The organism is Desulfobaculum sp. (genome assembly GCF_054921475.1).
The window spans coordinates 1-2,933 of record NZ_JBUDSW010000351.1 but is presented as its reverse complement, the minus strand read 5'-3'; the positions used below and the strand labels follow the sequence as shown (position 1 = coordinate 2,933).

At 69.8% G+C, this 2,933-nt stretch carries 4 protein-coding genes; all 4 read right to left on the bottom strand.

Features of this window, described 5'->3' with window-relative positions:
• A partial coding sequence (locus ACY69P_RS15770; RefSeq protein WP_462328171.1) for a polysaccharide deacetylase family protein occupies window positions 1-1,103 on the bottom strand: 1,103 nt, incomplete at its 3' end.
• Window positions 1,087-2,037 (bottom strand): glycosyltransferase family 2 protein, encoded by a 951-nt coding sequence (locus ACY69P_RS15765; RefSeq protein ID WP_462328170.1) that lies wholly within the window; start codon window positions 2,035-2,037, stop codon window positions 1,087-1,089. The genes ACY69P_RS15770 and ACY69P_RS15765, both read right to left, overlap by 17 nt.
• Complete coding sequence (locus ACY69P_RS15760) at window positions 2,034-2,678, bottom strand: NeuD/PglB/VioB family sugar acetyltransferase (RefSeq protein ID WP_462328169.1); 645 nt, start codon at window positions 2,676-2,678, stop codon at window positions 2,034-2,036. Before ACY69P_RS15760 ends, ACY69P_RS15765 begins: the two co-directional genes overlap by 4 nt.
• On the bottom strand, window positions 2,668-2,933 hold a 266-nt coding region (locus tag ACY69P_RS15755; protein WP_462328168.1), incomplete at its 5' end, for a DegT/DnrJ/EryC1/StrS family aminotransferase. The genes ACY69P_RS15760 and ACY69P_RS15755, both read right to left, overlap by 11 nt.

The following is a 2,933-nucleotide window of genomic DNA, read 5'->3' as shown; positions in this document are numbered from 1 at the left end:
TCCGCATAGGCCGCGCGCACCTCTGGCCGCCCGCTGTAGTGCGGGTCCGGGTGCGTATTCACCACCACATGCCCGCCAAGGCGCCCAAGGGCCTCCACCTTGGGCCACCACCACGCGGCAAGGGCGCCGGGGCGCACACCACCGTGCACAAGGGGCGCCTCAAAGGGCACCGTGCACGGCAGTTCCATCAGCCCGCCGCGCAGGGCATAGGGACGCACCTCGCCCACGCCGCCGCTCCCGCCGGGGCAGATAAAGTCGTTGTCCAGACAGGTCATGTCGTAGTCGAAAAATTCCCCCAACACGTCGAACATGGCGCGCGTGCGGTACCAGCCCGGACCACGGTAGCCGCGCACCCCGTGGCGCTGGCGAAAAGCCTTGTGCTCCAGAAGGGCGCTTCGCAAGGCTTCGCGCGGCAGGAAGGCTTCGCCCATGTTGTGGGTCAGGCCGTGCTGCCCAATCTCGTGCCCGGCGGCGCGCAGGCGCTCCAGCATGATGTGGTCCACATCATACTCGCCGGGGACTACGTTCCATATGGAGTGCCACCCGTGCTCCTCCTCCACGGCGGCCAGCTCCGGCGCGGCGGCCACGCCCTGCGCGGTGTCGCAGTCGTGCGTCAGCACCACCACGGGCGGCGCGTCCGGCGCGCCGCGCACCACGCGCAAAAGCAGGGCGCAGCCGGGATTGAAGGGCGTTACCGGATGCGCACTGCCCGCAGCCCTGCCGCGCACCGTAAGTATCGCCCCGGCAAGGGCGCTGCGCAGCGGCCCCGGCACGCGGTGGTAGTGGAACGGCAGCCGTGCGGCCAACGGACATGTATGCTCCGGGCGGTAGCGCTCCTCGCGTATGACGCGCTCCCACCGCTCAAACTTGAACCCGCAGACCACCTCCCCGTCCTGCATCCACACCAGCGGCGCGTCCCCATGGGGAAAACGCCCCCACACCAGAACGTCCCGCTCCCCATCCGGGTGCAGGTCCGTCCGCATAAGGGACGCGGTAAAGGGCACCGTGGCGCGCAGCCCCTGCGGCCACAGGCGCTGGACGTCCTCGGCCTTGCCGGGCCGCAGTTCCATTGCCGTAAAGATGTCTCTAGGTGCCGCCGCCATGCTCCACCTCCCCCCGGCTGTCGCGCTCGATGAACCAATTGGGCCGCGCGCGGGCTTCGTCGAGGTTGCGCCACAAATATTCCCCAAACACCCCCAGCATAAACAGCTGCGCCCCGCCAAGCACCAGCACCGCCACCATCAGCGAGGCCCAGCCCTCCACATGCACATCATGCCCCAAAACCAGCCACACAATCCACAGCGCATACGCCAGCCCCGCAAAAGATGACGCCAGCCCCAGCCACGTCGCCACCTTGAGCGGCACGCCGGAAAAGGCGATGAACCAGTCCTTGGCGAGTTGCCAGCGCGCCCGAACGCTCCACTTGGAATGCCCGCGCGTGCGCGGGCGGCGCGTATACTCCACGGCGCTTTGGCGAAAGCCCATCCACGCGAGCAGGCCAAACAGCGACGTATTGCGCTCATGGCACGTGCGCACCGCGTCCACCACCGCGCGGTCCAGCAGGTAAAAATCCGCCCGCGACAGGTCGATGCCGTCCCGCCGCCCGGTCGCAAGGCGAAGGAGCAGATAAAACAGCCGCGCGCTCAGGCCGTGCAGGACGCCGTCGTCCCTGCGCTGACGCAGGCCCCAAATCACCTGCGCGCCGCCGCGCCACTGCTGCGCCATGGCCGCAAGGGCCTCGGGGTCGTCCTGTCCGTCTGCGGCCATGCACACCACGGCGTCGCCCCGGGCATGCCACAGCCCGGCGCGCAGGGCCGTGTGGCTCCCGGACCGCCGCGACAGCCGAATGCTCCGCACCCGCGCGTCCCCAAGGGCCAATACGGCCTCAAAGGTGCCATCCGTGGAGTGGTCATCCACCACCAGCACCTCCACCTCGCCGCCGCCAGCCGCGCGGGTCAGGCAGTCCAGCACCGCCGGGATGGTGGCGGGAATATTCTGCGCCTCGTTGTAGGCGGGGATAACGGCGGACAGCATCATAACGCGCCCCCATGCACCGGCCGCGCGGGCACGCCCGCCCACACCTCGCCGGGCGGCACAGCATCAAGGACCACCGCGCCCATGCCCACAAGCGCTCCCGCGCCAACACGCGCGCCTTCGCGCAGGCGCGCCCCGGCGCCAACATAGGCCCCGCGCTCCACCACGGCGCCCCCGGCCACCATGGCCCCGGCGGCAATGATGGCGTAGTCCGCTACCGCGGCGTCATGCGACACCACAGCTCCGGCCATAATGAGCACATGGGAACCAACACGCGCCCCCGCGCCCACAAACGCGCCGGGCATAATAAGCACATTCACGCCAAGGGCCACGTCCCCGGCCACGCTGGCGTGGCTGTGGACCACCGTGGCGTAGCGCGCGGGCGGCAGGGCCAGCCCCTCCAGCACCGTCTGCCTGCGCGCGTAGGTTGCCGGGGAGCCGGGCACAGCCAAAACCTGCGCCGAGGGCATCCGCCCCAGCCACTCCCGCCCGCCAAGGACAGGGACGCCGCAGCATGTGGCCTCGTGGGTGCCGGGGTCGTCATCCACAAAGCCCACAGGACGAAGTGCCCCGCCGCGGGGCAAGCAGCACAGCGCCTCGCGCGCGTTGCCGCCAAAGGGGAAAAGCAGCAGCTCAGTGCCCACGGCGTACCTCGCGCACCACGGTGTCCGCCTGCTCGTCAGTCATGGTGTTAAAAATGGGCAGCAGCACCACGTGGGCGCGGGCCGCCTCGGACTGTGGCAAAGCGAGCGCTGTACGGTACGGGGCTTCGGTGTGGGCGTTCATGACGCCCGGACGCGTGGCAATGCCCGCATCAAGCAGGCGCTGCATAAGCGCGTGCTGACCTTCCGGCGCATCCGGCGCCAACCGCACGGGGTAGCTCATGGCGTTCCAGCGCC

What these genes read in the sequence shown, in the direction of transcription:
- ACY69P_RS15765 (WP_462328170.1), bottom strand. Translation starts at nt 2,037, where the DNA reads ATGATGCTGTCCGCCGTTATCCCCGCCTACAACGAGGCGCAGAATATT.